At 67.3% G+C, this 24785-nt stretch carries 31 protein-coding genes and 1 tRNA gene; 16 read left to right on the plus strand and 16 right to left on the minus strand.

All coding sequences use genetic code 11. The features are described 5' to 3' along the window. Positions 1-129 precede the first annotated feature (129 nt). Both LV780_RS12225 and LV780_RS12230 read left to right on the plus strand, forming a co-directional pair. Complete coding sequence (locus LV780_RS12225; protein WP_108221451.1) at positions 130-1497, plus strand: FAD-binding domain-containing protein; 1368 nt, start codon at positions 130-132, stop codon at positions 1495-1497. A 100-nt stretch (positions 1498-1597) separates the two neighbouring features. Then, positions 1598-3757, plus strand: a complete 2160-nt coding sequence (locus tag LV780_RS12230; protein ID WP_108221452.1) for a malate synthase G — start codon at positions 1598-1600, stop codon at positions 3755-3757. Between the two features lie 125 nt (positions 3758-3882). Here LV780_RS12230 and LV780_RS12235 read toward each other — a convergent pair whose 3' ends face one another. Beyond that, positions 3883-4140, minus strand: a complete 258-nt coding sequence (locus LV780_RS12235; protein ID WP_011910021.1) for a BolA family protein — start codon at positions 4138-4140, stop codon at positions 3883-3885. A 73-nt stretch (positions 4141-4213) separates the two neighbouring features. On the opposite strand from LV780_RS12235, the gene LV780_RS12240 reads away from it, so the two are divergent. The 7 genes from LV780_RS12240 (at position 4214) to LV780_RS12270 (ending at position 10779) form a co-directional block, all read left to right on the plus strand. Further along, positions 4214-4849, plus strand: coding sequence for a J domain-containing protein (locus LV780_RS12240; protein WP_108221453.1), 636 nt, complete (start codon positions 4214-4216; stop codon positions 4847-4849). A gap of 130 nt (positions 4850-4979) precedes the next feature. Continuing rightward, on the plus strand, positions 4980-6017 hold the full coding sequence (gene cobS, locus LV780_RS12245) for a cobaltochelatase subunit CobS (protein WP_011910019.1): 1038 nt from the start codon (positions 4980-4982) through the stop codon (positions 6015-6017). Next, positions 6014-6343 carry a hypothetical protein gene (locus LV780_RS12250; protein ID WP_101341265.1) on the plus strand — a complete coding sequence of 110 codons (330 nt, stop codon included), beginning with the start codon at positions 6014-6016 and terminating at the stop codon, positions 6341-6343. The genes cobS and LV780_RS12250 overlap by 4 nt, the downstream gene beginning before the upstream one ends. 1 nt (position 6344) lies before the next feature. Beyond that, on the plus strand, positions 6345-6674 hold the full coding sequence (locus LV780_RS12255) for a hypothetical protein (protein WP_101341264.1): 330 nt from the start codon (positions 6345-6347) through the stop codon (positions 6672-6674). A 41-nt stretch (positions 6675-6715) separates the two neighbouring features. Continuing rightward, positions 6716-8575 (plus strand): cobaltochelatase subunit CobT, encoded by a 1860-nt coding sequence (cobT, locus tag LV780_RS12260; protein ID WP_011910016.1) that lies wholly within the window; start codon positions 6716-6718, stop codon positions 8573-8575. Further along, the gene (locus LV780_RS12265; protein ID WP_108221454.1) at positions 8575-10371 is read left to right on the plus strand and encodes an aminopeptidase P family protein; all 1797 of its coding nucleotides are present in this window, start codon (positions 8575-8577) and stop codon (positions 10369-10371) included. Before cobT ends, LV780_RS12265 begins: the two co-directional genes overlap by 1 nt. Before the next feature lie 66 nt (positions 10372-10437). Then, positions 10438-10779: a DUF427 domain-containing protein gene (locus LV780_RS12270; protein WP_101341261.1), complete on the plus strand. Its 342-nt coding sequence runs from the start codon at positions 10438-10440 to the stop codon at positions 10777-10779. A gap of 22 nt (positions 10780-10801) precedes the next feature. Here LV780_RS12270 and LV780_RS12275 read toward each other — a convergent pair whose 3' ends face one another. Beyond that, positions 10802-11230: a SufE family protein gene (locus LV780_RS12275; protein ID WP_108221455.1), complete on the minus strand. Its 429-nt coding sequence runs from the start codon at positions 11228-11230 to the stop codon at positions 10802-10804. A gap of 129 nt (positions 11231-11359) precedes the next feature. Here LV780_RS12275 and LV780_RS12280 point away from each other — a divergent pair, with 129 nt between their 5' ends. Then, complete coding sequence (locus LV780_RS12280; RefSeq protein WP_011910012.1) at positions 11360-11812, plus strand: hypothetical protein; 453 nt, start codon at positions 11360-11362, stop codon at positions 11810-11812. A 36-nt stretch (positions 11813-11848) separates the two neighbouring features. On the opposite strand, the gene rnd is transcribed toward LV780_RS12280, so the two are convergent. The 3 genes from rnd to purM form a co-directional block, all read right to left on the minus strand. Beyond that, positions 11849-13006 (minus strand): ribonuclease D, encoded by a 1158-nt coding sequence (gene rnd / locus LV780_RS12285; protein WP_011910011.1) that lies wholly within the window; start codon positions 13004-13006, stop codon positions 11849-11851. Positions 13007-13100: 94 nt separating this feature from the next. Then, complete coding sequence (gene purN / locus LV780_RS12290) at positions 13101-13691, minus strand: phosphoribosylglycinamide formyltransferase (RefSeq protein ID WP_108221456.1); 591 nt, start codon at positions 13689-13691, stop codon at positions 13101-13103. Then, entirely contained in the window at positions 13688-14734 is a 1047-nt protein-coding gene (gene purM / locus LV780_RS12295; protein WP_011910009.1) for a phosphoribosylformylglycinamidine cyclo-ligase, read from the minus strand. The genes purN and purM overlap by 4 nt, the downstream gene beginning before the upstream one ends. A 107-nt stretch (positions 14735-14841) precedes the next feature. Here purM and LV780_RS12300 point away from each other — a divergent pair. Beyond that, a tRNA-Ile gene (locus LV780_RS12300) sits at positions 14842-14917 on the plus strand. 472 nt (positions 14918-15389) lie between these two features. Here LV780_RS12300 and LV780_RS12305 read toward each other — a convergent pair. The 11 genes from LV780_RS12305 to LV780_RS12355 all read right to left on the minus strand — a co-directional run bounded on the left by LV780_RS12305 (position 15390) and on the right by LV780_RS12355 (position 22562). Next, on the minus strand, positions 15390-16706 hold the full coding sequence (locus LV780_RS12305; protein WP_181318518.1) for a DUF4041 domain-containing protein: 1317 nt from the start codon (positions 16704-16706) through the stop codon (positions 15390-15392). Beyond that, positions 16703-17116, minus strand: coding sequence for a hypothetical protein (locus LV780_RS12310; RefSeq protein ID WP_117345029.1), 414 nt, complete (start codon positions 17114-17116; stop codon positions 16703-16705). The genes LV780_RS12305 and LV780_RS12310 overlap by 4 nt, the downstream gene beginning before the upstream one ends. A gap of 44 nt (positions 17117-17160) precedes the next feature. Then, positions 17161-17895, minus strand: a complete 735-nt coding sequence (locus LV780_RS12315; protein WP_147326423.1) for a hypothetical protein — start codon at positions 17893-17895, stop codon at positions 17161-17163. A gap of 372 nt (positions 17896-18267) precedes the next feature. Beyond that, the gene (locus LV780_RS12320) at positions 18268-19377 is read right to left on the minus strand and encodes a tyrosine-type recombinase/integrase (protein ID WP_233863807.1); all 1110 of its coding nucleotides are present in this window, start codon (positions 19375-19377) and stop codon (positions 18268-18270) included. Continuing rightward, positions 19362-19544, minus strand: a complete 183-nt coding sequence (locus tag LV780_RS12325) for a hypothetical protein (RefSeq protein ID WP_101341255.1) — start codon at positions 19542-19544, stop codon at positions 19362-19364. The genes LV780_RS12320 and LV780_RS12325 overlap by 16 nt, the downstream gene beginning before the upstream one ends. A 41-nt stretch (positions 19545-19585) precedes the next feature. Continuing rightward, a complete protein-coding gene (locus LV780_RS12330; RefSeq protein ID WP_101341254.1) occupies positions 19586-20308 on the minus strand; it encodes a hypothetical protein in 723 nt (240 codons plus the stop codon). Then, complete coding sequence (locus tag LV780_RS12335; protein ID WP_108221460.1) at positions 20301-20480, minus strand: Clp protease N-terminal domain-containing protein; 180 nt, start codon at positions 20478-20480, stop codon at positions 20301-20303. Before LV780_RS12335 ends, LV780_RS12330 begins: the two co-directional genes overlap by 8 nt. A gap of 98 nt (positions 20481-20578) precedes the next feature. Then, the gene (locus LV780_RS12340) at positions 20579-20974 is read right to left on the minus strand and encodes a DUF2312 domain-containing protein (protein WP_108221462.1); all 396 of its coding nucleotides are present in this window, start codon (positions 20972-20974) and stop codon (positions 20579-20581) included. Continuing rightward, entirely contained in the window at positions 20974-21306 is a 333-nt protein-coding gene (locus tag LV780_RS12345) for a hypothetical protein (protein ID WP_108221464.1), read from the minus strand. The genes LV780_RS12340 and LV780_RS12345 overlap by 1 nt, the downstream gene beginning before the upstream one ends. Continuing rightward, positions 21303-21500: a hypothetical protein gene (locus LV780_RS12350; RefSeq protein WP_108221466.1), complete on the minus strand. Its 198-nt coding sequence runs from the start codon at positions 21498-21500 to the stop codon at positions 21303-21305. Before LV780_RS12350 ends, LV780_RS12345 begins: the two co-directional genes overlap by 4 nt. 357 nt (positions 21501-21857) lie before the next feature. Beyond that, complete coding sequence (locus LV780_RS12355) at positions 21858-22562, minus strand: S24 family peptidase (RefSeq protein ID WP_233863810.1); 705 nt, start codon at positions 22560-22562, stop codon at positions 21858-21860. 49 nt (positions 22563-22611) lie between these two features. On the opposite strand from LV780_RS12355, the gene LV780_RS12360 reads away from it, so the two are divergent. Genes LV780_RS12360 through LV780_RS12380 form a run of 5 tightly spaced genes read left to right on the plus strand, consistent with a single transcriptional unit; the run spans position 22612 to position 24717 of the window. Further along, positions 22612-22851 carry a hypothetical protein gene (locus tag LV780_RS12360; RefSeq protein ID WP_108221468.1) on the plus strand — a complete coding sequence of 80 codons (240 nt, stop codon included), beginning with the start codon at positions 22612-22614 and terminating at the stop codon, positions 22849-22851. After that, positions 22848-23189 (plus strand): hypothetical protein, encoded by a 342-nt coding sequence (locus LV780_RS12365; RefSeq protein ID WP_233863811.1) that lies wholly within the window; start codon positions 22848-22850, stop codon positions 23187-23189. The genes LV780_RS12360 and LV780_RS12365 overlap by 4 nt, the downstream gene beginning before the upstream one ends. Next, positions 23186-23467 (plus strand): hypothetical protein, encoded by a 282-nt coding sequence (locus LV780_RS12370; RefSeq protein ID WP_108221471.1) that lies wholly within the window; start codon positions 23186-23188, stop codon positions 23465-23467. Before LV780_RS12365 ends, LV780_RS12370 begins: the two co-directional genes overlap by 4 nt. Beyond that, the gene (locus tag LV780_RS12375; RefSeq protein WP_108221473.1) at positions 23464-24015 is read left to right on the plus strand and encodes a DUF1937 family protein; all 552 of its coding nucleotides are present in this window, start codon (positions 23464-23466) and stop codon (positions 24013-24015) included. The genes LV780_RS12370 and LV780_RS12375 overlap by 4 nt, the downstream gene beginning before the upstream one ends. Before the next feature lie 39 nt (positions 24016-24054). After that, the gene (locus LV780_RS12380) at positions 24055-24717 is read left to right on the plus strand and encodes a DUF1376 domain-containing protein (RefSeq protein ID WP_108221475.1); all 663 of its coding nucleotides are present in this window, start codon (positions 24055-24057) and stop codon (positions 24715-24717) included. The last annotated feature ends 68 nt before the right edge of the window (positions 24718-24785 follow it).

Genomic DNA, 24785 nt, shown 5'->3' on the forward strand with positions numbered 1-24785 from the left:
GGTATCAGGGCGATGACGCTCCGGGAAGGTGCGGTGGGCGGCACCGCACAGGATGGCCGCCCGTCACGCCACGAAGCCTGAGACCACGAGCCCCTTGCCCTTCCCGCCCGATCCGCTAAGCCATGTTCCATGAATGTTCTGGTATGGTTTCGCAACGACCTGCGGGTGACGGATCACCCGGCGCTGGCCCGTGCGGACGGGCCTGCGCTGCCCCTCGTCATCGTCGATCCGGCGGAATGGGCGGATCCGGCTCGATCGGGGCGGCAATGGGCCTTTCGGGCCGAGTGCCTGCAGGACCTGCGCGAGGCGCTTGCGGCGCTTGGCGCGCCCCTCGCCCTGCGTGTGGGCGATCCCCTGACCGTGCTCGAGACGCTCTGCCGTCTGCACCGGATCGGACGCATTCTCTGCATCGAGGATCCCGCCTGCCATGCGCTTGATCGACGGGCTCAGGCCTGGGCGGCGGCCGCGGGGGTGGAGTTCACGGCCCTCGCACCGGGGCCCGGTGCGCCTGCAACGCTCACTCCGCTGCCGGGGGTCGAGCCGGGGCCGATCCCCCCGGCCCGGGCCCTCAGGATCGCCGAGGACCGCTGTCCGCACCGCCAGCCGGGCGGGCGGATGCAGGGACGGCTGTTGTTGCAGAGTTTCCTCGAACGGCGGGGCGAGCACTACCGGGACGGGCGCGACCGGCCGCTGGGGGCCGAGCGGATCTGCTCGCGCCTGTCGCCGCATCTCGCGACCGGCACGCTGTCGAGAGTCGAAGTGCGCGCGGCCGTGACGGCGCGGATGGAAGAGGCCGGGCCGGATTGGACGCGCAGTCTCGGCGCCTTTCGGGCGGCGCTTGCGCAGGCCGATGTCGCGCGGGGGGCTGTCTGCCCCCCGGCCGCCCCGGAAGGGGCGGCTCCCCCCGAGGATATTTTCGCCAGAATGAAGGACGGGATCGCCTCGGGAGCGGCGCGGCGGGAGGCGCTTCGTCTGGGTGAGACCGGGCTGCCGTTTGTGGATGCGGCCGCCCGGGCCCTCTCGGCGACCGGCTGGCTGCCGGCGCGGCTACGCGGCCTGCTGGTCTCGGCCGCGATGCACCATCTGCGTCTGTGCGAGCGGACGGCGGGTGTGGTCATTGCAGCGGGCCTGACGGACCATGCCCCTGCCGTCCACTGGGCGCGGGTGCGGCGGGCGGCGCGTGCCCGTCCCGTGGATCCCCTGGGACTGGCCGCGGCGCTCGACCCGGAGGGTGCCTTCACCCGCCGCTGGCTGCCGGAGCTGGCCGACGTGCCCGACCTGTTCCTGCAGGCGCCCTGGCGCTGGGAAGGCGCGCGGCAGCTTCTCGGGCGGCGCTACCCCGAGCCGCTTGTCGATCCGGCGACGGCCATCCGCGAGGCTCGTCGCCGCCTCGTCCTGTCTATGCCGGATCGGCTGGAACCGTCGGACATGCGGGCGGTTCGAGGCACACGCGGGCGGCGCGGAACCGACCCGGGGCAGCTTTATCTGGATCTTTGAGGCCGCCGGGAAGATTGGTCATCTTTCATGACCAGATGGTTGAATGCCGGCAGCTTTGTCCGTAATGCTGCGACAGATTGTCAACAGCGGGAGCAGGGCCTTGACCGACCGGATCGAGAAGCACGGGTTGCAGGTGGACACGCGCCTTGCCGAGTTCGTGGCGCGCGAGGCCCTGCCGGGCACGGGTGTCGGCGAGGACGCCTTCTGGGGGGGGCTCGCCCGGATGGTGCGCGAACTGGGGCCCGGAAACCGCGCGCTTCTTGACCGTCGGGCCGATCTGCAGGCGCGGATCGATGCCTGGCATCGGGATCGGCGTGGCCAGCGCACGAGCCTCGAGGACTACACGGCCTTCCTGCGCAACATCGGCTATCTGGTGCCGGAGGGACCGGATTTCACGATCGAGACCGGCAACGTCGATCCCGAGATCGCCGAGGTTGCAGGTCCGCAGCTGGTCGTGCCGGTGATGAACGCCCGCTACGCGCTGAATGCGGCCAACGCGCGCTGGGGCTCGCTCTATGATGCGCTCTACGGCACGGACGCGCTTGGGGATGCGCCGCCTGCCGGTGAGTTCGATGCCGAGCAGGGCGCGCGCGTGATCGCCTGGGGGCGGCAGTTCCTGGACGAGGTGGCGCCGCTCGCCGAGGACAGTCATGCCGAGGTCGAGAGCTACCGGATCGCGAACGGGGCTCTCGTGCCCGCGCTGAAGGAGCCTGCGCAATTCGCCGGCTACGCGGGGCCGGCCGGGGCACCGAGCGCGATCCTCCTCGCGAACAACGGGCTGCATCTGATCCTCGACATCGACCGTGGGCACCGGATCGGGGCGACGGACCGGGCGGGTGTGGCCGACATCCGGATGGAGTCCGCGCTGTCGGCCATCATGGATTGCGAGGATTCCGTCGCGGCCGTCGATGGCGAGGACAAGGCACTGGCCTACGGCAACTGGCTGGGCCTGATGCGCGGCGACCTGCGCGAGGCGATCTCGAAGGCCGGGCGCATGTTCGTGCGGGAGCTGGCGCCGGACCTGTCCTTCACGGCGCCCGATGGCGGCACGATCACGCTCAAGGGCCGGGCGCTGATGCTGGTGCGGAACGTGGGCCATCTGATGACCACGCCCGCCGTGCTGGACGAGGCGGGCGAGGAGATCTTCGAGGGGATGCTCGACGCCTTCGCCACGACCCTCTGCGCCATCCATGACCTGCGCAAGACCGCAGGGCCGCGAAACTCGGTGACCGGCTCTGTCTATGTGGTGAAGCCCAAGATGCACGGGCCTGAGGAAGTGGCCTTCGCCGACGAGATCTTCACCCGGGTCGAGGAGGCGCTCGGCCTGCCGCGCTACAGCGTCAAGCTCGGCATCATGGATGAGGAACGCCGGACGTCGGTCAACCTCAAGGAATGCATCCGCGCGGCGAGGCACCGGGTGGCCTTCATCAACACGGGCTTCCTCGACCGGACCGGGGACGAGATCGTGACCGGCATGGAGGCGGGCCCGATGGTGAAGAAGGGCGACATGAAGGCCTCGCGCTGGATCGCGTCCTACGAGGACCGGAACGTGGACATCGGCCTTGCCTGCGGGCTGCGCGGCCGGGCTCAGATCGGCAAGGGCATGTGGGCCATGCCCGACCGGATGGCCGAGATGCTCGCGACCAAGATCGCTCATCCCCGTGCGGGCGCCAATTGCGCCTGGGTGCCCTCGCCCACGGCGGCGACGCTCCACGCCACCCACTATCACCGCGTGGATGTGAAGGCGCGGCAAGAGGAGATCGCGGCCGGTGGCCCCCGCGGCAGCCTCGCCGACCTGCTCACCCTGCCCGTGGCCGAGGGCGTGAACTGGTCGGATGCCGAGCTGCGGCAGGAGATCGAGAACAACGCCCAGGGCATCCTGGGCTATGTCGTCCGCTGGGTCGATCAGGGCGTGGGCTGCTCGAAAGTGCCCGACATCAACGACGTGGGCCTGATGGAAGACCGCGCGACCTGCCGGATCTCGAGCCAGGCGCTGGTGAACTGGCTGCACCACGGGGTTGTCTCGGAAGAGCAGGTACTGGCGGCGCTGAAAAAGATGGCGGCCGTCGTGGATGCGCAGAACGCCGGAGACCCCGCCTATCGCCCCATGGCGCCGGATTTCGACGGTGCGGCCTTCCAGGCGGCCTGCGATCTGGTCTTCAAGGGCCGCGAGCAGCCTTCGGGCTACACCGAGCCCGTGCTTCACGACCGCCGCCTCCAGGTGAAGGCCGAGCGCACGCCGCAGGTGAGCCGCGCCTGACCGGCAGGGCGCGCTCCCTTTCCGGGCGGGCGCGCCCTCCTCCATTCACTCTGGCTCAAATATCCATGCCACGGCGGCCCCGCGCGGGCCGCCTGACAGGCGTGCGCCGCCCGAGGACGGCTTTGTCAGCCGTCCAGATCGAGCGCCAGCGCATGAATGCGCCCGACCAGATCCTGCCCGAGCGCCGCATGCACCGCCCGGTGCCGTTCAAGCCGGCTCCTGGCCGCCATCGCGCCCGCGCGCATCCTCACGTGAAAGTGTGTCTCGCCACCCTCGCGCCAGCCGGCGTGCCCCCGATGCTTCTCGCTTTCGTCCGTCACCTCAAGCTCATGCGGGGCGAAGGCCGCCTCCAGCCGATCACGAATTTCCTCGACGACGCCCATCCTGTGCCTTCCCCTCTTCAATCCGGCGCACAAAGCCCTAAACTCACGCCTCCGAGTCGGAAAGGCAGAAGAAATGACGAACCGCCCCCCCTTCGAATTCGACATCCGGGTCTCCTCGGACAAGAAGCGGCGCAAGACCGGGCGGCGGGGCATGTCGGGTGCCTTCGAGACCTCGAACCGGCAGTGCGAATATCCCGGCTGTTCCGAAGCGGGCATCTACCGCGCGCCCAAGTCGCCCGACCTGCTCGACGAGTTCTTCTGGTTCTGCAAGGACCACGTCCGCGAATACAACCTCAAGTGGAACTTCTTCCAGGGTTCGGGCGAAGAAGAGATCAATCGCATCCTCGAGAAGGACCGGCTCTGGGGGCGCGAGACCCAGCCCTTCGGCAAGCGCCCCGACGAGGGCCGCGTCTGGTCGCGGCTCGGCGTGAACGACCCGATGGAGATCCTTGGCGAGAAGGCCACGCAGAACCCCGGCAAGGTCGCCAGCACCGCGACGCGCAAGCTGCCGCCGACCGAGCGCAAGGCGCTCGAGATCCTCGATGCGCGCGATACCTGGACCAAGCTCGAGATCCGCAAGCAATACAAGAGCCTCGTCAAGGACCTGCACCCCGACATGAACGGCGGCAACCGCGCCGACGAGGAGCGGCTGCAGGAAGTCGTCTGGGCGTGGGACCAGATCAAGGACAGCCGCTACTTCCGCGAGTGAGGCGGCCATTCGCGGCGCGGGCAGGATGACGCGATGCCTGCCCGCAGCCGCACCGGCAACCATCGGCCTGGCGCCGCTGCCGGCCGAAGGCCCTGCGCGGCGGGCCCTTCCCCTTGCAGGCCCTCTCGATATGTTTCATCAAAGGCCGGGTGCGCCGCGAGCGGGCGCCCGAAGTGGAAACAAGGCGGACGGAATGCTGGACATGACTGTGAAACCCACTGAGGAAATTTCCGTTCGCGAGACCTTCGGCATCGACACCGACATGAAGGTGAAGGGCTTCGCCGAGCGCGCCGACCGCGTGCCGGATCTGGACCCCACCTACAAGTTCGATCCCGACACCACGCTCGCGATCCTTGCGGGCTTTGCCTACAACCGCCGGGTGATGATCCAGGGCTACCACGGCACCGGAAAATCCACCCACATCGAGCAGGTGGCGAGCCGGCTGAACTGGCCCTGCGTGCGGGTGAACCTCGACAGCCACGTCAGCCGCATCGACCTGATCGGCAAGGACGCGATCAAGCTGGTGGACGGCAAGCAGGTCACCACCTTCCAGGAGGGCATCCTCCCCTGGGCGCTGCGCAACCCCTGCGCCATCGTCTTCGACGAATATGACGCCGGCCGCGCCGACGTGATGTTCGTGATCCAGCGGGTGCTGGAAACCGACGGCAAGCTGACGCTGCTGGACCAGAACGAGGTGATCACCCCTCACCCGTCCTTCCGGCTGTTCGCGACCGCCAACACGGTCGGCCTCGGCGACACGACCGGCCTCTATCACGGCACCCAGCAGATCAACCAGGGCCAGATGGACCGCTGGTCGCTGGTGGCCACGCTGAACTACCTCAGCCACGACGCCGAGGTGGCGATCGTCCTGTCGAAGAACCCCCATTACAACACCGAGAAGGGCCGCCGGCAGATCAGCCAGATGGTGACGGTGGCCGACCTCACGCGCACCGCCTTCATGAACGGCGACCTCTCGACGGTGATGAGCCCGCGGACCGTGATCTCCTGGGCGCAGAACGCCGAGATCTTCCGCAACATGGGCTACGCCTTCCGGCTGACCTTCCTCAACAAGTGCGATGAGCTCGAGCGGCAGACCGTGGCCGAGTTCTACCAGCGCTGCTTCAACGAGGAACTGCCGGAAAGCGCCGCCTCGATGGCGATGAAATGAGCGTTGCGGCGCTGGCCGGGCGCATCGCGGACGGCGAGGCGGCGCGCGCGCGCGCCAGGCGCCAGATCCTGACGCTCGTTCCGCTGCTGGCTCTGGCCGGTGCGGGGCTGGGGCTTCTCCTCTTCGGAGGCGTCGGCACTGCGCTTGCGCTGGCACTTGTCGGCACCTCCCTTGGATCGGCCAGCGCCGGCATCGCGCTGATCGCGGCCCGCCGGCGGCTGACGCGCCTTGCGGCCGAGCAGCCAGACCTTTATCCGGCGGCGCTCGAACGATACCGGATGGTGATGGCGACCGAGCGCGCCTCCCGCTACAAGCTCTTCTGCTGACATGGATCAGGCCGCGGTCGCCGCACGCCTGGCCGAGCTTCACGGCCGCCTGGAAACCCTGCGCCGGCAGGCGCGCCTTCTGGCGGCAGCGGCCGGCATCGTGGCCGCGGCCGCCCTGTGGATGGCGGCGGGCTCGGCCCTGATGGCGCTGGCCGCGGGGCTGCTTGCGGCTCTTGTCGCGGGCCTGCTGGCGCGGATGCGGGCCACGGCTCCGCTGCGCGCACTGGCCCGGCTCGAGCGCGAGCATCCCGAGGCCGTCGCCCTCGCCATGGACCGCTACCGCCTGACGCTTGCGCTCGAACGGGCCGAGCGGTGGAAGCTCTTCCGCTGACTCCCCTTGTCGGCATCCCGCGCGGGTGCTTTATCTGAGGCATGAGCAAGCCCACCGACAATCCCGCCGATCCGTTCAAGAAGGCCCTCGCCGAGGCGACCAAGACGCTCGCCGACGACCCGGACATGACGGTGACCTTCTCGGTCGATCCCGCGGGGATGAACCGCGAGGGGATGCGCCTGCCGCAGGTCAGCCGCCGGATGACGCGCGACGAGGTGATGCTCGCCCGCGGCACGGCCGACGCCTTCGCGCTGCGCCGCCGGTATCATGATGATGCAATCTCGGCCCGCTACCTGCCGCAGGGCCAGATGGCGCGCGAGATCTACGAGGCGATGGAGGCGGCCCGTTGCGAGGCGGTGGGCGCCCGCACCATGCCGGGCACCGCGGGCAACATCGACGCCCGGATCGGCCACGAGGCCGAGCGCAAGGGCTATGGCCAGATCACGCAGGCCGCGGATGCGCCGCTCGCCACGGCGGCGGGCTATCTTGTGCGCCATCTGGCGACGGGGCGCACCCTGCCCGGCGGCGCCGACAATGTGATGGAGCTGTGGCGCGGCTTCATCGAGCAGCAGGCGGGCGGGACGCTCCAGAACCTCGACGAGGTGCTGGCCGATCAGGCGGCCTTTGCACGACTGGCCCGCAAGGTGATCTCCGATCTGGGCTACGGCGACCAACTCGGCGACGATCCGGACACGGACGAGCAGGACGACGCGGGCGAGGACGCGGAGACCGACGAGGACGAGTCGCAGAGCCAGGGCGAGGACGACTCCGACGAGTCGCAGGAAGCGCAGCCCGAGCGGAGCCAGGAGGAACAGCAGGATCCCAGTCAGGCGCAGGTCTCGATGGAGGACCAGCCCGACGCCGATCAGGGCGAAGAGGTGGAGATGCCCGACGGCGAGGCGCCGCTCGAGCCGCCTCCCCCTGCCCCGCACTCCGAGGCCGACCCCGCCTATACGGTCTTCGCCACCGACTTCGACGAGGAGATCCGCGCCGAGGATCTGGCCGAGCCCGCCGAACTCGAGCGGCTGCGCGCCTATCTCGACCAGCAGCTCGAACCGCTGAAGGGCGCGGTCAGCCGCCTTGCCAACAAGCTCCAGCGCCGGTTGCAGGCGCAGCAGAACCGCAGCTGGGAGTTCGACCGCGAGGAGGGCATCCTCGACGCCGGCCGCCTTGCGCGGGTGGTGGCCAACCCCACCACGCCGCTCTCCTTCAAGGTCGAGAAGGACACCGAGTTCCGCGACACCTGCGTGACGCTGCTGCTGGACAACTCGGGCTCGATGCGCGGCCGGCCGATCTCGATCGCCGCGATCTGCGCCGATGTGCTGGCGCGGACGCTGGAACGCTGTCAGGTCAAGGTCGAGATCCTGGGCTTCACCACCCGCGCCTGGAAGGGCGGGCAGAGCCGCGAGAAGTGGCTCGCCGCCGCAAGGCCGCAGCAGCCCGGTCGGCTCAACGATCTGCGCCACATCATCTACAAGGGCGCCGACGCGCCCTGGCGGCGTGCGCGGGAAAATCTCGGATTGATGATGAAGGAAGGGCTCCTCAAGGAGAACATCGACGGCGAGGCGCTGGAATGGGCGCACCGCCGCCTGAGCCACCGCCCCGAGGCGCGCAAGATCCTGATGGTGATCTCGGACGGGGCGCCGGTGGATGATTCCACCCTGTCGGTGAACCCGGCGAGCTATCTTGAAAAACACCTCCGCGACGTGATCTCGATGGTCGAGCGCAAGCGGCAGGTAGAGCTTATCGCCATCGGCATCGGCCATGACGTGACGCGCTACTATGCCCACGCCGTCACGATCACGGATGTGGAGCAACTGGCGGGCGCCATGACCGAGCAGCTCGCCTCCCTTTTCGACGCCGATCCGAAGAAGCGCATCGGCAAACGGCGGGTGGCCTGATGTTCCAGACGTTCCATGCGACTTCCTCCCCGGCCCAGGGGCCGGCCCGGCTTGCGGCGCTGCGCGCGGCGCTGGCGGCCGACGGGCTGACGGGGTTCATCGTTCCACGCTCGGATGCCCATCAGGGCGAATATGTGGCCGCCCGGGACGAGCGTCTCCAGTGGCTGACGGGCTTTACCGGATCGGCCGGCTTCTGCATCGTGCTGCCCGACCTCGCGGGCGTCTTCATCGACGGCCGCTACCGGGTTCAGGTGAAGCATCAGGTGGATCCCGGCCATTTCACGCCCGTTCCCTGGCCCGAGGTGCAGCCGGGTGACTGGCTGCGTGAAAATCTTTCCCAAGGCACGATCGGCTTCGATCCCTGGCTCCATACGGCCGATGAGATCTCGCGGCTCGAGGCGGCGCTGGCGGGCTCCGACATCAGCCTGCGCGCGGTGGAGAACCCGCTCGACCGGCTCTGGGCCGACCAGCCCGAGGCACCGATGGGGCGCGCCTTTGCCCATCCCGACGCCCTCGCAGGCGAGACGGGCGAGGCCAAGCGCCAACGCCTCGCGGCTGCGCTTGGCCTCGCCGGGCGCAAGGCCGCGGTCCTGACGCTGCCGGACTCGATCTGCTGGCTGCTGAACATCCGGGGCGCCGATGTGCCGCGCAATCCGGTGCTGCACGCCTTTGCCGTGCTGCATGACGACGCCCGCGTGACGCTCTTTGCCGACGCCGCGAAGTTCGACGAGGCAACCCTCGTGCATCTGGGCCAGGGTGTGACCCTGCGCCCGCCGCAGGCCTTCGTGCCGGCCCTGCGCACGCTCGGCGGCCCGGTTCAGGTGGATCGCAAGACCGCCCCGCTGGCCGTGACGCTCGAGCTGCAGGATGCCGGGATCGAGGTGGCCGACGGCGACGATCCCTGCCGGCTGCCAAAGGCCTGCAAGACCCCGGCCGAGATTGCCGGCATGCGCGACGCCCACCTGCGCGACGGGGCCGCGATGGTCGAGTTCCTCTGCTGGCTCGACGCCGAGGCGCCAAAGGGCGGCCTCACGGAAATCGCCGTGGTGACCGCGCTCGAGGGCTTCCGCCGGGCAACCAACGCGCTCCACGACATCAGCTTCGACACGATCTGCGGCGCAGGGCCCAACGGCGCGATCATGCATTACCGCGTGACCGAGGGCTCGAACCGCCCCGTGCAGCGGGACGAGCTGCTGCTCGTCGATTCGGGTGCGCAATATGCCGATGGCACGACCGACATCACCCGCACCATTGCCGTGGGCGACCCCGGCGAGGAGGCGCGCGAGTGCTACACGCGGGTGCTGCAGGGCCTGATCGCCATCAGCCGCGCGCGCTGGCCGAAAGGTCTCGCCGGGCGCGACCTTGATGCGCTGGCGCGTTACCCGCTGTGGCTTGCGGGACAGGACTACGATCATGGCACCGGCCACGGCGTCGGCGCCTTCCTCTCGGTCCACGAGGGACCGCAGCGGATTGCCCGCATCTCGGAGGTGCCGCTCGAGCCGGGCATGATCCTCTCGAACGAGCCGGGCTACTACCGCGAGGGCGCCTTCGGCATCCGGCTGGAAAACCTGATCGTCGTCGAGGAAGCGCCGGCGCTTGGCGATCATCGCCGGCAGCTGTCGTTCGAAACCCTGACCTTCGTGCCGTTCGACCGGCGGCTGATCCTGCCCCACCGTCTCTCGCTGCCCGAGCGGGAATGGCTGGATGCCTACCATGCGGATGTTCTCGAAAGGATCGGATCGCGCCTCTCACCCCCGGCGCGGGCGTGGCTGGGGGCGGCGGCTGCGCCTCTTTGACCTCTTGCCCCGCGGCTGACGCGGCGGCATGATTTGCTGCATTGCAGCACAGTGAGGGACTTTCCGATGAACGATCACATTCACCTGCGCAAGGCCGAGGGCAAGTGGGTCATTCGGACGGACTCGGCTGTTCTGGGCGAAACCCTCAACGCGATCGAACTGACCGAGGGCAGCCGCGACCCGGTGATCTATTTCCCGCGCGAGGATGTGGCGATGGTCATGTTCGACAAGAGCGACAAGACCACCGCCTGCCCCTTCAAGGGCGAGGCGAGCTATTACTCGATCGTGGGCGTCAACGGCACGCTGAAGGACGCGGCCTGGTCCTACGAATCGCCCAGGGAAGGGCTCGAGGCGATTGCGGGTTATCTCGCCTTCGCGCCGGACGTCACCAAGGTCGGCCAGTACTGACGGCGCAGGGCGGCGGGCACCGTCAGGCCGCCGCCGCCTCGGCCGAGACGCGGCGGATCCGCTCGACCATCGCGCGCAGTCCATTGGACCGTTGCGACGAAAGATGCTGGTCGAGCCCGAGCCGCGTCAATTCGTGCGCGGCATCGACCTTCCCCACCTCGGCCACCGTGAGACCGGAATAAAGCGCGTGCAGCACGGCGATCAGGCCGCGCACGATCATCGCATCGCTGTCGCCGTGAAAGTCGAAGCGCGCCGCCCCGCCCTCTCCCTTGATCACCGGCCGGATCCAGACCTGGCTCGCGCACCCCTCCACCTTGGTCGAGGGCACCTTGAACGCCTCGTCCAGCGGGGGCATCGCCTTCCCAAGCTCGATCACATGGCGGTATCGATCCTCCCAGTCGTCCAGGAAGTCGAACGTCTCGGCGATGTCTTCGAAGGCTTGCGTGGCCATGGTCTTCTCCGTTCCTGCCGCCAGAGGTAATCACCGAGCCGCGTCAGGTCCAGCCCTGTGCGCCCGTGCTTTTCAAAGCCCGCCGCATAGGCTAGCCAATGGGCAGGAAAAGATGCGGGGGATGAAGGAATGAGACGACCGCTGCTCGTGGGGCTCGCGCTGGTCCTGGCACTCGGGGCCTGCGGCTCGCGGCTCAATCCGCTGAACTGGTTCGGCGGTTCCGAGGCCGCACCCGCGACCCTGGCCCCCGCGGCCCCTTCGGGTCCGGCGCAGGACGCGCGCCCGCTGATGGCGCAGGTCGTCTCGCTTGATGTGGAGCCGAACCGGGGCGGCGCCGTGATCCGTGCGGTGGGTCTGCCGCCCACCCAGGGCTACTGGGACGCCGAGCTTGTCGCGCGGCCGGTTCAGGATGGCGTGATCACCTACGAGTTCCGAGCCCTGCCCCCGCCGGGCCCCGCGGCCGTCTCGACCCAGGCCTCGCGCGAGGTGACGGTGGGCGCGTTCCTGTCGGCCTACCAGCTCCGCTCGATCAACCAGATAACGGTCGTGGCCGCCGGCAACGCCCTCACCAGCCGCCGCTGAGGTGCCGCGGCGGCCACCCGGCCGCCGCGCAACCTGTCAGAGCTTGACCACCCGCACATCGTTGCCCTTGGCCGAAAGCGCGATCTCACCCCGGCAGAGCCGCAGCGCATCGGCGCCGAAGGCTTCCAGCCGCCAACCCTTGAGCGTCGGCAGGTCGCGCTCGCCCGCCGCGATGGCGTCGAGATCCGAGGCCGAGGCAATCAGCCGGGCCGCCACACCAAGGCTCTCCGACTTGGCCTTCAGCAGCACCCGCAGCAGATCGGCCAGGGCCGGGTTCACCTGAAGCTGCTCGCGGGACAGGTCGGGCTTGGGAAGATCCTCGGCCTTCACCTCCATCCCCGCCTTGACCGCAGCGAGGATCCCGTCCGCGATATCCCCCCGCCGGCCCTCGCGCAGCAAGAGCCGCGAGCGACCCAGTTCCTCGACATTCGTCGGCCGCGTCGAGGCGATCTCGAGAAGGGCATCGTCCTTGAGCACCCGCGAGCGCGGAACGTTGTTCTTCTGCGCATATTCCTCGCGGAAGCGCGCAAGCTCCTTGACCACCGCAAGGAAGCGGCCCGAGGTGGTGCGGGTCTTGATCCGCAGCCAGGCTTCCTCGGGGCGGACGGTGTAGGTCTCGGGGTCGGTGAGGATCGCCAGCTCTTCCTCGACCCACCGCTGCCGGCCGTTCTTCTCGATCTGGGCCGAGAGCCACTCGTAGATCACCCGCAGATGCGTCACGTCGGCAATGGCATAGGTCTTCTGCGCGTCGCTCAGCGGCCGGCGCGACCAGTCGGTGAAGCGCGAGGTCTTGTCCAGCTGCTCGCGCGCGATCTTCTTGACCAGCGTCTCATAGCCCACCTGCTCGCCAAAGCCGCAGACCATCGCGGCCACCTGCGTATCGAACAGCGGCGTGGGGAAAACCCTGCCTTCGACGAAGAAGATCTCGAGATCCTGCCGGGCTGCGTGGAACACCTTGACCGTCGGCTCGTGCCGGAACAGGTCGTAGAGCGGTTCGAGCGACATGTCGGGCGCCTCGACCGGATCGACGAGAACCGCCTCGCCAGTCTTGCCGGGAAGCGCCATCTGGATCAGGCAGAGCTTGGACCAGTAGGTGCGTTCGCGCAGGAACTCCGTGTCGATCGTGACATAGGGGGCGGCCTTGGCGGCCTCGCAGAAGGCGGCCAGCGCCTCGGTGGTGGTGATCGTCTTCATCCAGATCCCGCGTCTCGGGGTTCACACGGGTTCGTCCCGCGCCTTCCGCTATAGGCGCCGTGAGGAGAAAAGGAAAGACCGATGGGCGCTTGGGTCAGGCCAGCCAGATCGGCGTGCGGTCGCCCGATGCAAAACGGCGCAGAACGGCCGGATAAAGCACATGTTCGCGCGCAAGCACCCGGGCGGCCAGGCTGTCGGGCGTATCCCCGGCCAGCACCGGCACCCGCGCCTGTCCGAGGATCGGCCCGTCGTCCAGCGCGGCCGTCACCTCATGCACGGTGCAGCCCGCCTCGGTGTCGCCGGCCTCGAGCGCCCGCCGGTGCGTGTGCAACCCCTGATACTTGGGCAGCAACGAGGGATGGATGTTCAGCATCCGCCCCTCGAAACGCGCGACGAAATCGGCCGTCAGCACGCGCATGAAGCCGGCAAGACACAGAATGTCCGCGTCGGCCGCGAGGATCGGCTCGAGCAGGGCCGCCTCGAAGGCGGCGCGGTCGCCCCGGAACGGCCGGTGATCCACCGCCGCAACCGGCACGCCGAGTGCCGCGGCCCGGGCAAGCCCCCCCGCCTCGGGGTCGTTCGAGGCCACCAGAACCGGCCGCGCCGGATGATCCCCCACCATGCTGCGCACGAGAGCCAGCATGTTCGAGCCTCCGCCCGAGATCAGGACGGCGACACGTTTCACAGCAGGCGGCCGTCGTAGCTCACACCCTGGCCGGGGATCACTTCGCCGATGCGCGTGACGGTCTCGCCCTCGGCCTCAAGCAGGGCCGCGATCGCGTCGGCGCGGTCGGCGGCAACCACCACAATCATGCCGATGCCGCAGTTGAACGTCTTGAGAAGCTCCGGCTCGGCCATCGCGGCGGTCTCGGCGAGCCAGCGGAACACCGGCGGCAGGTCCCACGCGCCGAGGTCGATGCGCGCGCCCAGCCCCTCGGGCAGCACCCGCGGCAGGTTCTCGGTGAGCCCGCCGCCCGTGATGTGGGCCAGCGCATGGACGCCGCCCGCGCGGACGGCGGCCAGAGCCTGCGTCACATAGAGCCGCGTCGGCGCCAGCAGCGCCCGCCCCAGGCTGTCCCCGCCGAACGGCGACGGCGCATCCCAGGCGAGCCCCGAGAGTTCGACGACCTTGCGCACGAAGGAATAGCCGTTGGAATGGACCCCGTTGGATGCGAGCCCGAGCAGCACGTCGCCCGCCGCGACCCCTCGCGGCAGGTCCGCGCCACGCTCCATTGCGCCCACGGCGAAGCCCGCAAGGTCGAAGTCCCCCTTGTGGTACATGCCCGGCATCTCGGCGGTCTCCCCCCCGATGAGGGCGCATCCCGAGGCCGCGCATCCTTCGGCAATGCCTTCGATGATGCGGGCCGCCTGATCCAGCTCGAGCTTGCCCGTGGCGAAATAGTCGAGGAAGAAAAGCGGCTCTGCCCCTTGGCAGACGAGGTCGTTCACGCACATGGCCACGAGGTCGATGCCGATCGTATCCACTTCGCCCGTGTCGATGGCGATGCGCAGCTTGGTTCCCACCCCGTCCGTGGCCGCCACCAGCACCGGGTCACGGTAGCCCGCGGCCTTCAGGTCGAAGAGCGCGCCGAACCCACCCAGGCCCGAGACTGTGCCGGGACGCGCCGTGCGCCGTGCGGCGGGCTTGATCCGCTCGACGAGCGCGTTGCCGGCGTCGATGTCCACGCCTGCGTCTGCGTAGGTCAGACCCTTCTGCTGTTCGGCCATCTTTCATCCCTGCAGCTGCCTGCGGCCGCTCTAGACGATCTCCGCTGGCTTCGCAACGCGAAGCACGCTTGACCCGCCTGCGGCGAGGCCTTAACCGGACTCCATCCGGGCCTGTAGCTCAATGGTCAGAGCAGGGCGCTCATAACGCCTTGGTTGGGGGTTCGAGTCCCTCCGGGCCTACCATTCCAGCATTCTGTCCTGCCAAAACAACGGAGGGTGTCCCATTTTTCGGGACCGTGGGACACTTGTAGCGGCAGACGCGAGGTTCCGGCCAATCGAGCGGCTCCCTTGAGGACACGGTCCGCACCCTCAAGGTGGGCGAGACCGGACCATGCGCAGGTCGAGAAGGCGGCGCCTCTTCGGCCGCCCCGCGCAGCGTACAGGGCTCGGGAGATCCATGAGGCTCGAAGCATGATGACCGCTTCAGCCCTGAGCAGTCGGTCGTGCGGAGCGCAGCGCGAGGTCCGGTGTAGGCATGACCGGGCGGAGACCTGACATTCGCGGCATCCGGCACTTGAGGTGCGCCAAGCGCAGAAGCAGCCATTCGAAGGCGCCACTTTTTAGGGTTTACATACATGCAGACTACCATACACGGCACGAGCGGCCATATGATTTAGATTCATGCCTTCCAGGACTTTCAGCCCAGAGCCATTATCTATTTCAGTTCTTCCGGTCGTTCCGGCCAATATTTTCTTGACTGATGAAATTCCAGCGCTTCTCCTACCTCCGAGAACTCGAGAAGACTTCCGACCTTGTCCATGAGGACGTCACGAACCTCGGCAGGTGTCGCAAAGAAGAACTCCTTGCGGGCATTCACTGCATTCAGAGCTCTGTCGCGAAAGTGGTTATGAAGCTCATTCTCTAATGACACGGCGTCTTCGGAAAAGAAAAGGGCATGAACATCGAATCGAAAGGGAACGGATGCGCCGCCGAGCTCCGAGATGCGATCATTCGGTTCAAGCCGTCTTGTTAAACCGATCTTGACGACGTTGGTGCCGAATGCCCCCCGGTTCGAGATGACGTAAACATAGCCGGACCTGATATTTGCCAGCCGATATTCGTTTTGCTTTATGGCTTCCTCCAACGCCAAAAGGTTCGCCTCTAGGTCAGGGTTTCTCTCTCCCTTTTCCCGAAGGGCCTCAATGGCGTTCTCGAGGTGCTGCTTCTCCTTGGCCAGCCTCTCTCTCTCCTCAGCGAACTCCCTTTCCACGCGTTTCTCCTCGCGAAGTCTAGCCCTGTTTTCCCTTTCCGCTTCCTTCTCTTCCTGCTTCTTCATTAGCCAGTCGGCCGTCAGTTCGATCTCCCGCACTCGGAGATCGTGGTATCGCGCGCTGATCTGCATCTCCATGATCTTGCCCAGCTTCGCGATCGCCTGGCGCGACGCTTCTATCCGCTTTTTGGCGACTTCGGCATTCCCGGTACGAAGTGAACGGATGCAGTTATCGCATTCGGCGTTGTAGGCACGAAGCATCAGCTTCCCGAGGTCGTTCGACAGCTTCCGGCCCGCCGCCAGTGAGTTCTCGAACGTAAACGTAGACGAGACCTCGATGGCCTCTTGCTCCCGCACGACCTTGGCCACCTCAATCTCGATCCGTTCGAGTTCGGCTCTATATCCTGCGGCGTTCTCGAGGGGATGATGGTATCGGTAAATACCGATATCCTGCAGGATCTTCTGGTCATCGAAAGAGATGGTTTCCGTCGATGGATTGGCCGCCAATTGCGCCCGTAGCCTCGCCAACTCGGCCTTCAATGCGAAGAGTTCGTCGTGTGGAGCTTCCGGTTCAGTCGAATCATTAATCCTCTCCATCACTGGCGCCGCCTGAGGCGTGTCGCCAGCGTCGGATACCCAGAGTACCCATCCCTCAGGCATGGCAGGCCAGTTTGGGTCGGGCTTCCAGTCCTTGGGTGGCGTCCACCCCTTAGGCGGCTTGGGCCACCCCGGCGGTGGATTGAACGTCCGCCCGTCCGTCATGACTTGCGCACGCCAGTCACGTCGGCGGCGACGAGGGCGACGGGGTCTCTGGAGATCGCAGCACCGAGATGTTTCAAAGTTGCGAGCGGGACGAGGCCAGAAAGATCGAACTCCGTGAAACTGTCACGCTCGGCGCTGACGCCCACGAAAGGAAGGAAATCGAGCCGTCCCGTCGCAGGATGCCGTGCCTTCGTGCCGACCTCGAGCGAGATCGTTCGGATAAGCCCGCGCCTGTCCGCCTCGAACACCTCGTGGAGCGACCTGATCGCGACCTGATGTAAGACGCTGGAGTACCTTTTATTGATCTCAGCTTGGGACATCGGGACATCGCGTATCTCATCGGACGTCCTTACGTATTTGTACGCCTTAATTGCTGGGAAGCTGTCTGGGGCCGGGATCGTCACGCGCATCCGAAGCTCGGCTGTCTCAGGCGCGAACGAGAATTCATGCGTGACTATGAAGTGATCGGATAGGTGGAATTCTCTACGACCAGCGAGATGTACTCCTGAACCGCCTCAGCGTCTCCATATGATAGGTTCGTAATGAACTGGTCGATAGACTTATTGTGGTCCTCCAGTTCTTGTCGAAACCGATGTTTCTCTGCGGCCAGGGTCTCAACTCTTCTGGCCTCTGCCTGTTCATGGGCAGCCAACTCGTTTGCATATCGGTCTTCTAAGGCCGAAATCCGTCGGCCCCATTCCGCCTTTTGCATCTCGTAAGCTTGCTGCGCTATTGCGCGCGCCTCCTCAAGCTTCCGCTTCTTGCCGAAGAAACCTTTAGGCTTAGCCGGTTCAACATATTTAGGCTCGGGTGGATAATTTGGCCGTCTCGGCGCGACTAACGGAATCTCCAAGTCGGGCATGTCGAATGGCGTATCCAAAGGCTTTCGAAGCTTCTCGAGATCTATATGGTCGTCAACGTTGATCGTGGCAGCCAGAAGCCCTTCCAGCTCGTCGAAGACCGCGTCGATCTCCGAATTCATTCGGTCGACCTCGGCTTGCTGGGCTGCGGCATGCGCAGCCCTTACGGCCTTCTCGTAAGCTTTCCGATCGCGCTCATCCGCGATCTCTGCTTTGCGAACCTTGGCTGCATAATCCTTCGCCTGTCGTGCCACCTCTCTCCGCTCGGCGAGGTCACGACGCTCGGCAGCTTTTGCGTGACGAACACGGTTTCTCTCCGCGGCCTTCATAGCCCTCAACGTGACGCTTAGCAAACTTTTGGCCAAAGTTGATCATCCTTTAATCGATGCTCCCTGTTCAAGCCTATACGATCAGGTTCTATTGTCTACGACCGGCTCGCCATAAGTCGCTGGCGGAAGCATCGACCAAAGGCCGCTTCCGGGTAGCCGCGCCGCAGCGACGCCCTGTTCGGCGAACGACCGGTCCGGGCCGGGTGCATCGGGTCGCACAGGGCGGCCTTCCAATCCGCGACGTCCGCTCCCTGCGCTTAGCAGACAGCAGTCCTTCGGGGGCAGCTGTTCAACAGGTCACATTGTGCCCACAGGGCCATGGTCTCCAAGCAGCACCATCGCCTGGCGCAAGGGGCCGGGTCGTCTCCCCGATCACCACTCCATGTCGCTGAGAGCGGCCAAGGCATCGGCCGCCAGTACCCGCCGCTGCGCGCCCTTAGTGTAGATCTCCGACGTCTTCGCCTGGGTGTGCGCCATGATCGCCATGATCTGGTGCTGGCTGCAGCCGGCCTCCGCCAGGAGCTCGGCCACGGCCTTCCGGATGCCGTGCGAGGACTTCCCTTCAATGCCGGCCGCCGCGCACCATTTCCGGACGCGGTTGCGCAGGCTCTCGGCCGTGCTGAAGGGCTTGCCGTAGTCTGTGAGAAGATAGGTCGCCCCCTGCACCTTCTGCGCCCGGACGGCCCGCAAAAGGGGCGCCATCATCGGGATCGACACCGGCGCGCTTCCCTTCTTGCTGGGCTGGAAGTCCAGCCACAGCTCCCCTGCCCTCTCAACCTCGTGCCGGCGGCCGAGCTTGCGCGCGTCGTCGATCCGGCAGGCCGTGAACATCTGCAGCGTGAGCCACAGATGCGCCTTGGTGCCAAGAGGATGCCTGTCCCGGAACTTCTTCAGATCCTCGGGCGTCCAGGGGGCCGCCCCCTCCCCCTTCATGGCGAGCTTCTTGATGCCCTTGACCGGGTTCTCGGCGAGGAGCTCCGCCTCCTCGATCGCCCAGCGATACATGGCCGAGACGGACTTGATGAGGTTGTTCGCCTCGCCGGGCTTGTCGCGCCACTGGTCCCGGGCAGCGATGAAGGCGCTCCGCGGCGCGCACATGTCATATTCGCCGTAGATCCCGCCGCCGTCGTCGGTGGTCATGGCGCAGAGCCTGCGCAGCTGGGATCGCCGCTGCTGGAGCGTCAGCTTCGAGGCCTGTCCGGCGTCAACCAGCCGCCCGAGGTGCGCGAGATACTTGTCCACCAGCCACTGGATGGAATGGGCGACTGCGCTGCTCTCGGGCGGCGGCCCCTCCCAGCGCCGCCCCTCTCGGGCGGCCGTATAGTGGTGATAGAAGTCAGCATGGTCGGGCCCCACCGGAATGGCGGTGCGGAGCCGCTTGTTGCCCTCGGCCCGGACACGGAAACGGATGGCCCCGGACGGGAGCTTCTCGCGCAGGAGGCCCGGGAAGTTGTGCTTCACGTCGATCACCTGGTCGGCCACTGCTTCGGCCCACCACGCTGAGCCACGGGCGCCGGTTCGTCCATTGCCGCCGTGATGCGGATGGTGCCGTCCTTGGTGATCTCCATCCCCCCGACCTTCAGCCCGCATTCCTTCCAAGCGGCAATGGCCCGGCTGATCGCGGTCTTCGTGACGGTGGCTGATCGCATGTCCTAGACCTCCTCGTGTTCCTCGTTCGCGTTCGGCAGTCTCACCCACATGCCGCAGCCTCCCCCTCGGCCCACCCGCCCCACTGGTCGGCGCAGGCTTCGGCCACGCCCTCGAAGGTGCGGCTGCGGAATTTCCAGCGGTCGGGCCCCGGCGGCGCGCGGTGGACGGCCGACCAGCTCTTGTGCTCGGGCGTCCCGGGCCGGGGCGGCGTCAGCCGGTTGGTGGCGGCGAGCCGCGGCAGGCCGCGCAGATAGAAGCTCGTCGCCTTGAAGAAGGGCTCGCCGAACCACCAGGGTTGCACCGTCTGCGGCCGTGGCAGGTCGGCAGGCAGGCGGGCCCGGGCGTGCGGGTTCATCACCGGGTTCTCGACGGCCACGCGCGGCGCCGGCGCCTGCCAGCAGGCCGCAAACAGCGCAGCCCCGCGGTCGAGGTCAGCCCACAGGAAGGCCAGCCGCTCCTCGCGACCCATCCGGGCGAAAGCCTCCCGCTCTGCCGCAGCATAGGTCTCGGGGAGGCGCTTCGAGGGCTCATGCAGCCACCGGACGCCGCTGTTGCAGAGCCGCGTGCAGGGCGGGTGCGCCACGATCAGCAGATCCCAGCCGTCGGTCAGATGGTCGCGCACATCGCCGACGATGTGGCGGTTCGAGCGGTCCTCTGCCGCCAGGAGGTCGCAGGACCAGACGTCATGCCCGCGGGCAGCAAAGGCCCGGCGCATCACGCCCGAGGTCTCGCAGCCGATCAGGATGCGCAGGGGCTCAGCCACCGGAGGCCTCCACGGCCCGGCGCACTGCCTCGATGGGCACGCCGCAATCTCGCGCGACACGGCGATAGAGGCCCGGCCGGTCCTCGGGCATGGCACCGCCGAACGGAAGATACCGCGCCGTCTCCGACAGGACCTGCCGCCATGCGGACAGGATGGAGGATTTGCTCTTCATGGGACTGCTCCGCAGGTTCGGGAGAAAGGGCCCAAGCCGCAGAGGCGGCGGGCAAGTTGAACGGAAGCTGCGCGGATCGCCCGCCGCGCCGGGATGGGTCAGGCCATGCCGAGCGCGGCCTTGTAGAGATCGAGGAGCGTCTCCTCCTCGGCGAGGTCGTCGGGGGTGCGCTTGCGGAGCGCCACGATCATCCTGAGGATCTTCGGCGCGTAGCCCCTGCCCTTGGCCTCGGCCATCAGCTCCTTCTGCTGGCCGCCGATCTCCTTCTTCTCGGCCTCGAGCTGCTCGAAGCGTTCGATGAACTGGCGCAGCTCGTCGGCCGCGACCTGATAGGCGGCCTCGGCCACGGCGCGGTCGGCGGGCGTCTCCTTCATCGGCGGTTTCCGGATGCGGCCGCTGTCGATGGCGGCCGCCATGCGGTCGAGATCGGCCGCGCCGAGGCTCTCGACCGGAACGGGCCCGGAGCGCGGCGCGGGTTGCGGGGCGGCCTCCATCACATGCTCCGCATGGCGCTGGCCTGCTGGCGCATGGCCTCGGTCACGTCGGTGACATGGGCCCAGAGCACGGTGGCGACAAACAGGAAGCCCAGGAGCGCGAGCGCCCCGACGAGGAAGCCGGTCAGGTTCGGCCCGAGCGGGCTTGGCCTGCTCGTCCGGAAGGCGGGTCGCGGCCGGGCCCTCGCGAGCGTGCGGCCCATGGCGACGGCCAGCTCGTGATCCGTCAGCAGGCGGCTGGCGGCCTCGCGCATCTCGGGCGTGGGCGCGTACTCGGCACGATGGCGCGCGGCATTCAGATCGCGGGGCGTGAGGGGCAGGATCTGGCTCATGCTTCGAGCGCCTCCCGCGCCTGGCCGAGGATGGTATTGACCTCGGCCGCGGTCTCGTCATCGGCAGTGTCGAGTTGCGGGAGCCCCGCCTCGGCCGCGGAGAGCAGCAGGCGCAGCTGGGGCTCGGTCAGGTCGAGAAGGGCGAAACGGGCAACCGGCGCAGAGGCCGGGTAGCGGATGGCGGTGGCGGTCATGGCCGGGCCTCCGCGATATGGCATTGGTTGCCAGAGGGGGATAGGCGCGCACTGGCGTTGGTGAGCGGGCCGGTCCAGGCCAGCGGCTGGAGGATCATGGGCAGTCTCCCATCAAATGAACGGCCAAGGATCGACCGTCTGACGAGAAGCTATTGGGGGAGTTTCCCCATGTCAACGCTGATGTGGGGATTTACCCCCACATGCGAGCAGAATCGTGTGGGTCTCGCCCTCGGCCGCACCACCGGGGGATACAGGACGCAGCGAAACTCCAGCACTCCGGAAACCCGCGGAGGCGGGGCGGGCAGTTAAGTGCGCCTTACCACTGAGCGAAGCAGACAGCATGACGACTAAGCGCCGTCAGACGTAAACCCGCTCCACATAGTCGGGCGATAGCGTCATGAGCACTGGCGCTGCCCACTTCAACCGGACGCCATGCATGTTGTCCGCATCCGGGTTGAGCGACAGGAGGCTGAAAGTGCCCTCCTGACTGCCCACCTTGACTACCTTGAGCCAAGCCCTTCCGTCCGTATCCTCGCAGACACAAGGCGTGTTGAGTGCCTCGATCGGCACGCCCTCGGCAGCGGCACGCGTGTAGAAAAGCACGGACCCAGGGCGGTAAAGCGGCATCATGCTATCGCCCTTAACCTCCACCGCGACTATGCCGTGCGGCTTCAGCTGCGGGGGGCGGGCGACGTGATACATGCCATCGCCCTTCTCGTAGGCGTCCAGGAGATCGACCCGCGCACCCGCACCCACGCACCCGGCGACCGCAATGGGCGCGCGATCCGGGCGCGCATTCAGATCTCCCGTCATGCCGATCTGGATGATCTCATCCACCGTTCGCCCAAGCTCTCTGGCCAAGGCGTAGGCGTTGGCGACCTTGGGCGACGACTCGTTGCGGATCAGATCTCGCACTCCGGACTCGCCCATGCCTGCAGCCACCGAGAGCGGCTTCATCTTGATGCCCTCAGCCTCCATGACGATCTGCAGGCCACGCACGAAGGCGTCCAGGGTCTTCTTCTGCATATGGGGAAAGTGCCCCATACCCTCGCTCCGATCCATGGGGAAGTTCCCCTTGATTATGTGGGGGAGTTCCCCCATATTCGCCGCCATGGAACAGCTCATCTCAGACATCGAAGCCCATTGCACGGCGTGCGGGATCAGTCCGCAGAAGCTGTTGCGCGAGGCCATCAACGCGAAGTGGGGACAATGGCAGGATTGGAAGGACGGCAAGTCCAGCCCGACCATGAAGGTCGTGGATCGCCTGCGCGCCTTCATGGCTGCGAACTCGGACGTTTGTGTCGCCGATCATGACCAAGCCCTCCTGCAAATCGAAGGGGACGCGGCGTGATGTATTCCGCCTCCCCCCTTCCCCTTCATGAAATCGCTTCGTCATCGAAAGCCTTTGGTCGGGTTCAGGATGGAGCAACCATGTCAGGAAAGTCCCCCGGAAAGTCTTCCGCCAAACGGGAGGCGATGACCTATCGCGCCTTCTTCGCGGCGCGCTGGTCTCGCTTCGTGCGCGAGAACTTCGACAGTCCCGAGCATGCGGCCATGACCTTCGGTGTCGATGGATCGACGGCCCGCAAATGGTGGGACGGCAGCCATTCCCCCAGCGGGTTCGTCGTCGGCCTCGCCTACCAGAACTTCCCCGCAGAGGCGGCGACAACCCTACAGGCACAGGAATGATCACGATCATGCGCAAGGTCCTCGTGGCCGAAATCACCGCAGCCATCCACCTCGGTGCGGTGGCGGACTTCTGGGCGGCTCACGCCCGGAAGCGCTTGGGAAAACTTTCCCAACACTTTCCGCAGGACGCCCCTTGCGACGAGGCGGAGGAAACCTATCGCGACGATGGCACGCCCCGCGCCCACGGCCCTTATCGGATGCCTTCGGGCTGGTGGCTCGTGCCCTCCGCCCTCGCCGGATCTGCGATCCTCGCGACGGCCCTCGGGAGCCTTCTGTGACCGCCGCCGCGCCCTTGCCTGTACAGGACGCGGCCACTTCGCCGGGGGCTGCGGCCTCCGGCGCTTTTCGATCGAACGGGTGGGCCGCGCTGCGGCGCCATCCCGCGGGCCGTGCGGATCTCCTGCGCTGGGGCGCGACCCCGGCCCTCGTCGCGCGGCACGCGCGCTGGGGCCGGCCGGTGTATCTCGCCTCACCGTACAGCTTGCGTGCAGTCGGCCCGGACGGGCGCTGGTCGCGGGATCAGTCCGAAGCGGCCATGGCTGAGGCGGCGCGCGAGGTCGCGCGGCTCCTGGAGGTCGGCGTCACGGCGATCTCGCCGGTGGTGCTGTCGGCGGCCGCGCTCCACGCCACCATGTTCCCCCGGCTCCGGATCGACCCATTCGCTCCCGTCCTCTGGGAGGACTGGTGCCGCCCCCTTCTCACCGTCTGCGCCGCCGTCGTGGTCCCCGAGATCCGCGGCTGGGCGCAATCCACCGGCATCCGCCACGAGGTCCAGAGCGCCCTCGCCGCCCAGGTGCCCGTCTTCATCTATGGAGGCCTGCCATGACGAAGCCCGAGCGCTTCGAATGCCGCGCGGGAGGTGCCCGTGCCGCATGAACGACTGACCGAGACCGAGACCGAGCCTGCGACCGTGATCGTCGGCGACTTCTGGGAATATCCGCTGGCCTTCGGCGACACGCTCTCGAGCCACGAATGGGTGCCGCTCCACATCAACCGCCTCCTCACCTCCCGCTTCGTCGCCCGGGCGCTGGCCGAGAACCGGCGCGCCGACATCGGCACGGCGCTCCTCCTCTGGTGCGAGGCCTTCCGGCAGGACCCTGCCGGGACCCTGCCCGACGACGATCTCGAGCTCGCCCGCCTCGCGGGCTACGGCGCGGATCTCGAGAGCTGGCGCGCGGCGCGCGAGGGCGCGCTCTACGGCTGGCGCGAGACGCATATCTCGAACCAGGAGGAGGCGCCCGGCAACCGCCGGCTCGGCCATGTGATGATCGCAGGCATCGCCCGCGACATGCACCGCCGAAAGCGCGGGCGCGATCAGGCGCGGACCGAGGGCTCGAAGGCCGTGGCGCGGACGCGGGTGAAGAAGAAGCTCATCGAGATCAAATGCTCGCGCGCGGCCGAGAGCCCGGACGTGGTGATCGCCATCGCGGACTGGCTCGGCGAGCGCGATCTCTACATCACGACGGACAATGTGCGCGCGGCCTTCGAGGCCACGCGCGGGGGGCCCAAGCTCGTGCAGGTCCAATGAGTTACAGCTGTAACCGACTGTAATCGACTGCAATCCTTACAGTCATTTACAGCAATTTTCAGGGCCGG

This window comes from Cereibacter azotoformans (assembly GCF_021391315.1).
Classification (GTDB): Bacteria; Pseudomonadota; Alphaproteobacteria; order Rhodobacterales; family Rhodobacteraceae; genus Cereibacter_A; species Cereibacter_A azotoformans.

Bases quoted from the DNA above. Each gene is read 5' to 3' on its own strand.
- LV780_RS12240 (WP_108221453.1), top strand. From the start codon at position 4,214: ATGACGAACCGCCCCCCCTTCGAATTCGACATCCGGGTCTCCTCGGAC.
- LV780_RS12275 (WP_108221455.1), bottom strand. From the start codon at position 11,230: ATGGCCACGCAAGCCTTCGAAGACATCGCCGAGACGTTCGACTTCCTG.
- LV780_RS12335 (WP_108221460.1), bottom strand. From the start codon at position 20,480: ATGAAGAGCAAATCCTCCATCCTGTCCGCATGGCGGCAGGTCCTGTCG.
- LV780_RS12265 (WP_108221454.1), top strand. From the start codon at position 8,575: ATGTTCCAGACGTTCCATGCGACTTCCTCCCCGGCCCAGGGGCCGGCC.
- cobT (WP_011910016.1), top strand. From the start codon at position 6,716: ATGAGCAAGCCCACCGACAATCCCGCCGATCCGTTCAAGAAGGCCCTC.
- LV780_RS12340 (WP_108221462.1), bottom strand. From the start codon at position 20,974: ATGGAGGCCGCCCCGCAACCCGCGCCGCGCTCCGGGCCCGTTCCGGTC.
- LV780_RS12235 (WP_011910021.1), bottom strand. From the start codon at position 4,140: ATGGGCGTCGTCGAGGAAATTCGTGATCGGCTGGAGGCGGCCTTCGCC.
- purM (WP_011910009.1), bottom strand. From the start codon at position 14,734: ATGGCCGAACAGCAGAAGGGTCTGACCTACGCAGACGCAGGCGTGGAC.
- rnd (WP_011910011.1), bottom strand. From the start codon at position 13,006: ATGAAGACGATCACCACCACCGAGGCGCTGGCCGCCTTCTGCGAGGCC.
- LV780_RS12255 (WP_101341264.1), top strand. From the start codon at position 6,345: ATGGATCAGGCCGCGGTCGCCGCACGCCTGGCCGAGCTTCACGGCCGC.
- LV780_RS12360 (WP_108221468.1), top strand. From the start codon at position 22,612: ATGGAACAGCTCATCTCAGACATCGAAGCCCATTGCACGGCGTGCGGG.
- LV780_RS12270 (WP_101341261.1), top strand. From the start codon at position 10,438: ATGAACGATCACATTCACCTGCGCAAGGCCGAGGGCAAGTGGGTCATT.
- LV780_RS12250 (WP_101341265.1), top strand. From the start codon at position 6,014: ATGAGCGTTGCGGCGCTGGCCGGGCGCATCGCGGACGGCGAGGCGGCG.
- LV780_RS12345 (WP_108221464.1), bottom strand. From the start codon at position 21,306: ATGAGCCAGATCCTGCCCCTCACGCCCCGCGATCTGAATGCCGCGCGC.
- LV780_RS12350 (WP_108221466.1), bottom strand. From the start codon at position 21,500: ATGACCGCCACCGCCATCCGCTACCCGGCCTCTGCGCCGGTTGCCCGT.
- LV780_RS12305 (WP_181318518.1), bottom strand. From the start codon at position 16,706: ATGACGGACGGGCGGACGTTCAATCCACCGCCGGGGTGGCCCAAGCCG.
- cobS (WP_011910019.1), top strand. From the start codon at position 4,980: ATGTTTCATCAAAGGCCGGGTGCGCCGCGAGCGGGCGCCCGAAGTGGA.
- LV780_RS12310 (WP_117345029.1), bottom strand. From the start codon at position 17,116: ATGCGCGTGACGATCCCGGCCCCAGACAGCTTCCCAGCAATTAAGGCG.
- LV780_RS12370 (WP_108221471.1), top strand. From the start codon at position 23,186: ATGATCACGATCATGCGCAAGGTCCTCGTGGCCGAAATCACCGCAGCC.
- LV780_RS12280 (WP_011910012.1), top strand. From the start codon at position 11,360: ATGAGACGACCGCTGCTCGTGGGGCTCGCGCTGGTCCTGGCACTCGGG.
- LV780_RS12325 (WP_101341255.1), bottom strand. From the start codon at position 19,544: ATGCGATCAGCCACCGTCACGAAGACCGCGATCAGCCGGGCCATTGCC.
- LV780_RS12315 (WP_147326423.1), bottom strand. From the start codon at position 17,895: ATGAAGGCCGCGGAGAGAAACCGTGTTCGTCACGCAAAAGCTGCCGAG.
- LV780_RS12355 (WP_233863810.1), bottom strand. From the start codon at position 22,562: ATGGATCGGAGCGAGGGTATGGGGCACTTTCCCCATATGCAGAAGAAG.
- LV780_RS12225 (WP_108221451.1), top strand. From the start codon at position 130: ATGAATGTTCTGGTATGGTTTCGCAACGACCTGCGGGTGACGGATCAC.